The organism is Mycobacterium sp. E796, from assembly GCF_001672815.1.
GTDB lineage: Bacteria > Actinomycetota > Actinomycetes > Mycobacteriales > Mycobacteriaceae > Mycobacterium.
Map to the genome: position 1 here is coordinate 1 of NZ_LZKK01000061.1, position 4537 is coordinate 4537.

6 protein-coding genes and 1 pseudogene are annotated in these 4537 nt (G+C 67.9%); 5 read left to right on the forward strand and 2 right to left on the reverse strand.

Annotated features, from left to right (window positions below; all coding sequences use genetic code 11):
• Positions 1 to 280: pseudogene (locus A5706_RS05780) on the reverse strand (peptidylprolyl isomerase); the annotation flags it as partial.
• A gap of 107 nt (positions 281 to 387) precedes the next feature.
• On the opposite strand from A5706_RS05780, the gene A5706_RS05785 reads away from it, so the two are divergent.
• From A5706_RS05785 to A5706_RS05800, 4 genes are read left to right on the forward strand one after another with little or no spacing between them, the layout of a single operon-like run.
• A complete protein-coding gene (locus tag A5706_RS05785) occupies positions 388 to 1050 on the forward strand; it encodes an MBL fold metallo-hydrolase (RefSeq protein WP_068128071.1) in 663 nt (220 codons plus the stop codon).
• Positions 1047 to 2309, forward strand: coding sequence for a histidine--tRNA ligase (gene hisS / locus A5706_RS05790; protein ID WP_068128073.1), 1263 nt, complete (start codon positions 1047 to 1049; stop codon positions 2307 to 2309). The genes A5706_RS05785 and hisS overlap by 4 nt, the downstream gene beginning before the upstream one ends.
• Positions 2310 to 2357: 48 nt before the next feature.
• Complete coding sequence (locus tag A5706_RS05795; RefSeq protein ID WP_068128075.1) at positions 2358 to 2666, forward strand: hypothetical protein; 309 nt, start codon at positions 2358 to 2360, stop codon at positions 2664 to 2666.
• 46 nt (positions 2667 to 2712) lie between these two features.
• Positions 2713 to 3183 carry a hypothetical protein gene (locus A5706_RS05800; protein WP_068128078.1) on the forward strand — a complete coding sequence of 157 codons (471 nt, stop codon included), beginning with the start codon at positions 2713 to 2715 and terminating at the stop codon, positions 3181 to 3183.
• A gap of 24 nt (positions 3184 to 3207) precedes the next feature.
• On the opposite strand, the gene A5706_RS05805 is transcribed toward A5706_RS05800, so the two are convergent.
• Positions 3208 to 3654: a DUF6636 domain-containing protein gene (locus tag A5706_RS05805; RefSeq protein WP_156766968.1), complete on the reverse strand. Its 447-nt coding sequence runs from the start codon at positions 3652 to 3654 to the stop codon at positions 3208 to 3210.
• A 163-nt stretch (positions 3655 to 3817) separates the two neighbouring features.
• Here A5706_RS05805 and A5706_RS05810 point away from each other — a divergent pair.
• Positions 3818 to 4537 (forward strand): DUF222 domain-containing protein (locus A5706_RS05810; protein WP_082964208.1); only part of this gene is annotated, 720 nt, incomplete at its 3' end.

Sequence of the window (4537 nt, forward strand, 5' to 3'; positions counted from 1 at the left end):
TGAACGGCGGCAACGGCGGAACGCCCGGCGTCGGTCCGGGCGCCGTGCTGTCCGGGGAGCTGCTGGCGGCGGTGGTGCTGGTTGGCGCCGCGGTGTTGCTCTTGTTCTCGTGCTTGGTGTTGACGATCGCGATCACCACCGCGACGATCACGGCCACCGCCGCGACCGAACCCCCGGCGATCACCACGATCCGGCGCCTTTTGGCCTGCTTCTGGCGCTTCTCGAGCTGCCGCTCGAGTTTGCGCTTGGCGTTTGCACGTCGCTGTTCGTTGGTCGGCACGGCCGGAATGCCTCCATGGTTGGTAAGTCGGGGCCCGAGATTGCCAGCCCAGGCTAATGTGGGCGCGGTGACCGGTGCCAATCGGGTCCCGTGGGAAACTGGGAACCGTGTTGATCACTGGATTCCCCGCCGGCATGCTGCAGTGCAACTGCTATGTGCTGGCTGACCGGCCCGGGACCGACGCGGTCATCGTCGATCCCGGTCAGCGCGCGATGGGCGCGCTGCGTCGAATCCTGGACGAGAACCGGCTGACCCCCGCCGCGGTCCTGCTGACCCACGGGCACATCGACCACATGTGGTCCGCGCAGAAGGTCTCCGACACCTTCGGCTGCCCCACCTATATCCATCCCGAGGACCGCTTCATGCTGACCGACCCGATCCACGGCTACGGCCCGCGGTTGGCGCAGCTGGTGACGGGCGCGTTCTTCCGGGAGCCCAAGCAGGTTGTGGAGCTGGACCGCGACGGCGACAAGCTGGATCTGGGCAGCGTGACCGTCAACGTCGACCACACGCCCGGGCACACGCGCGGATCGGTGGTCTTCCGGGTCGCGTCCGATACCGACGTCGTTTTCACCGGCGACACGCTCTTCGAGCGCTCGGTGGGCCGCACCGACCTGTTCGGCGGCAGCGGCCGCGACCTGCTGACGTCGATCATCGACAAGCTGCTGGTGCTCGACGACAAGACCGTCGTCCTGCCGGGCCACGGACCGTCGACCACCATCGGCGCGGAGCGGCGTTTCAATCCGTTCCTCGAGGGCCTGAGCCGGTGACGGAGTTCTCTGCCCCCAAGGGGGTGCCGGACTACCTCCCGCCCGATTCGGCGCAGTTCGTCGCGGTGCGCGACGGCTTGCTGACCGCCGCCCGCCGCGCCGGCTACGGCGACATCGAACTGCCCATCTTCGAGGACACCGCGCTATTCGCCCGCGGCGTCGGCGAATCCACCGACGTGGTGTCCAAGGAGATGTACACGTTCGCCGACCGCGGCGACCGCTCGGTGACGCTGCGGCCCGAGGGGACCGCCGGGGTGGTGCGTGCGGTGATCGAGCACGGCCTGGACCGCGGCGCGCTGCCGGTGAAGCTTTGCTATGCGGGGCCGTTCTTCCGTTACGAGCGTCCGCAGGCCGGCCGGTATCGCCAGCTGCAGCAGGTCGGCGTCGAGGCGATCGGCGTCGACGACCCGGCGCTGGACGCCGAGGTGATCGCCGTCGCCGACGGCGGCTTCCGCTCGCTGGGCCTCGACGGGTTCCGGCTGGAGATCACCTCCCTCGGCGACGAGAGCTGCCGCCCGCAGTACCGGGAACTGTTGCAGGAGTTCCTGTTTGGGCTCGACCTCGACGAAGAGACACAGCGACGCGCACGGCTGAACCCATTGCGGGTGCTCGACGACAAGCGGCCCGAGGTGCGGGCCATGACGGCCGACGCGCCGGTCCTGCTCGATCACCTGTCCGACGGCGCCAAGCAACACTTCGACACGGTGCTGGCCCACCTCGACGCGCTGGGGGTGCCGTACGTGATCAACCCGCGGATGGTGCGCGGGCTGGATTACTACACGAAGACCACCTTCGAGTTCGTGCACGACGGCTTGGGCGCGCAATCCGGCATCGGCGGCGGCGGCCGCTACGACGGCCTGATGAGCCAGCTCGGCGGACAGGACTTGTCGGGCATCGGCTTTGGGCTGGGGGTTGACCGGACCATGCTCGCGCTACGCGCCGAGGGCAAGACGGTGGGGGAGACCACGCGCTGCGACGTATTCGGGGTGCCGCTGTCCGAGCCGGCGAAGCTCTCGCTGGCGGTGCTCGCCGCGCAGCTGCGCAGCGCCGGTGTCCGAGTCGACCTGGCCTACGGCGACCGCGGGCTCAAGGGCGCGATGCGCGCGGCCGACCGCTCCGGCGCCCGGATCGCCCTGGTGCTCGGCGAGCGCGACATCGAGGCCGGGACCGTCGGGGTGAAGGACCTGGGGACGGGCGATCAAGTCCAGGTGCCCCTGGATTCCGTTGTCACCGAGGTGCTTTCGAGGTTGGCCCGATAGCCGATCGGGCGCAAGAATTTCGCAAGCGGCCGGCGTTACATTGCGGTCATGGATACCACCCTGAAGAAAGTGGTTGCCGGGGCGCTGCTTTCGGGCGGCGTCGCGGCCGCGGGTTTGGGACTGACCGCGGGCACCGCCCATGCCGACAACTTCACCGTCCCGCACGACTGGTGCCCGGGGAAGCCGCTGCCGATGCCGGACGTCCGGTGGGACATGAACGTCTGCCACCACTGGTACTGGGTCCCCGTCGGGGGCATGGGCAACGTCGGCCAGTTCGTCTGGGAGGGAGACGCTCCCCGGCAGCCGCTCGGACCGCCGCCGTGCTACGGAGCGCCCATCTGCCTGCCCGGGTTGTAGTCGATAGCGTTCTTGGTGCGACCAAATACCCAGAAAGATATTCGCCATGCCCAAAGCTGCCCGCTCGATCGCCGCGCTCGCCGCGACAGCGGTCGCCCTCATTGCGCACGCCGGGGTCGCCAACGCCGATCCGGCGGACAACACGCCGATGCAGGCGGCGCGCGGCGACTACGTCGGAAAGTGGCAGAGGCACGAAAGCATGATGACGATCGCGCCCGACGGCACCGGGACGATCCTGCTCGGGTCCAGCGCCCGCGACGGCGAGAAGTGGACCATCCGCTGGACACAGGGCGACGGCCTGGGTCTCGCGATCAGATTGGATCAGCGCATCGGTGCCTGGGGCGACGGAATGGAAGGCACTCTCAACCAGCAGACCGCGTGGAAGGCCGAGCTCGTCGTTTCCCCAGACGGGGTTACCGTCCTCCACTTAGCCGACAACGACGCCGAACTCAGCGATGCGAACGCAGGTGACATCTGGTGCGGCAAGTATGGCTCCAGCCGCTTCTGCGGTGCCTGACGAGCGTCCGCAGCCGCGCGTGAATCAGCCGACTTGGTAGGAGTCGCGCGAGAGGCGGAAGAAGTGCCCGGTTTTGGTGTTGGTGCAAGTTATCCCCGAAGGTTCGCTATTGCAGCGGAGCACGCCGAGCGATCGCGACTGGCCGTACTCGAGCACGGGCCAGGAGGAGGGAAGCAGGGAAGCGTATGCGTCGCAGCCCACGTCTGGCTGAGGCCTTGAGCTGTTCAGAATCGCAGCAACACCAGTTGCCGACGTGCGGCACGTTCCCGGTGTCTGAAATGTGTGATCGCCAAGATCACACTGCACGTTGTTATTGCCGTTTTCGCCCGGCACCAACAACATCGTGCAGGCGATGTTTCCTGACGGCGACTGAAAGTCGACCTCCTCGTTGTCGGCGTGCGCGGTCGCGGCCAGGCCAACCGCCGCCGCGACACTCGCGATCGACATCGCCGTGATCACTTTGATTTTCATCGTTTCTCCTTTTGACAACGTGCCCGGGACGGCCATCGCGGGGGTCTGGGGTGCTGTGCTCGTGCAAACAATGTCCCAGCCGCCTTGCGTAATCCTTGTGTGATTCTTGCGGCGGCCTCGCGGCATCGGCGGATTGTCAGGGGGTGGTGGCATACTCGAACCTATGTTCGATGAGGCTGCGCGGGCTGAGGTGTGTGCCCGGTTCGACGAGATGATCGAGCGGCGTTATCCGTCGTCGACGGCGGAGTCGGCGGCGTTGATCGAGGAGATCGGGGTGTTGGCGCGGGTGGAGAACCGGGCGGCGGCGGCGCAGTTGGAGGCGATCGGTGACTTGTTCGCCTATCGGCTCTCGCGGTGTTCGGAGAGCGAGGACTGGGCGATCGACACCATGGAGGCCGTTGCCGCGGAGGTGGGGGCGGCGTTGCGGATCAGCCAGGGCCTGGCGGCCAGCCGGCTGCGCTACGCGCGGGCGATGCGCGAGCGCCTCCCCGAAGTGGGGGAGGTCTTTAAGGCCGGGGATATCGATTTCCGGCTGTTTCAGACGATCGTGTATCGCACCGATCTGATCGAGGATCCCGAGGTGTTGGCCAGCGTGGATGCCCAGCTGGCCGCCAACGTGGCGCGCTGGCCGTCGATGAGCCGGGGCCGGTTGGCCGCGCAGGTGGATCGGATCGTGGCCCGCGCCGATCGGGATGCGGTGCGCCGGCGTGCCGAGGCGCAGCGCGATCGGGAGGTGTGGGTCGGTCCGGATCTGGATGGGCGTGCGCAGATCGGCGGGGTGCTGTTGTCCCCGGATGCCCACGCGCTGGATAAGCGGCTGACTGCGTTGGCCGCCACGGTGTGCCCGCACGATCCGCGCAGCCGCGAGCAGCGCCGCGCTGAT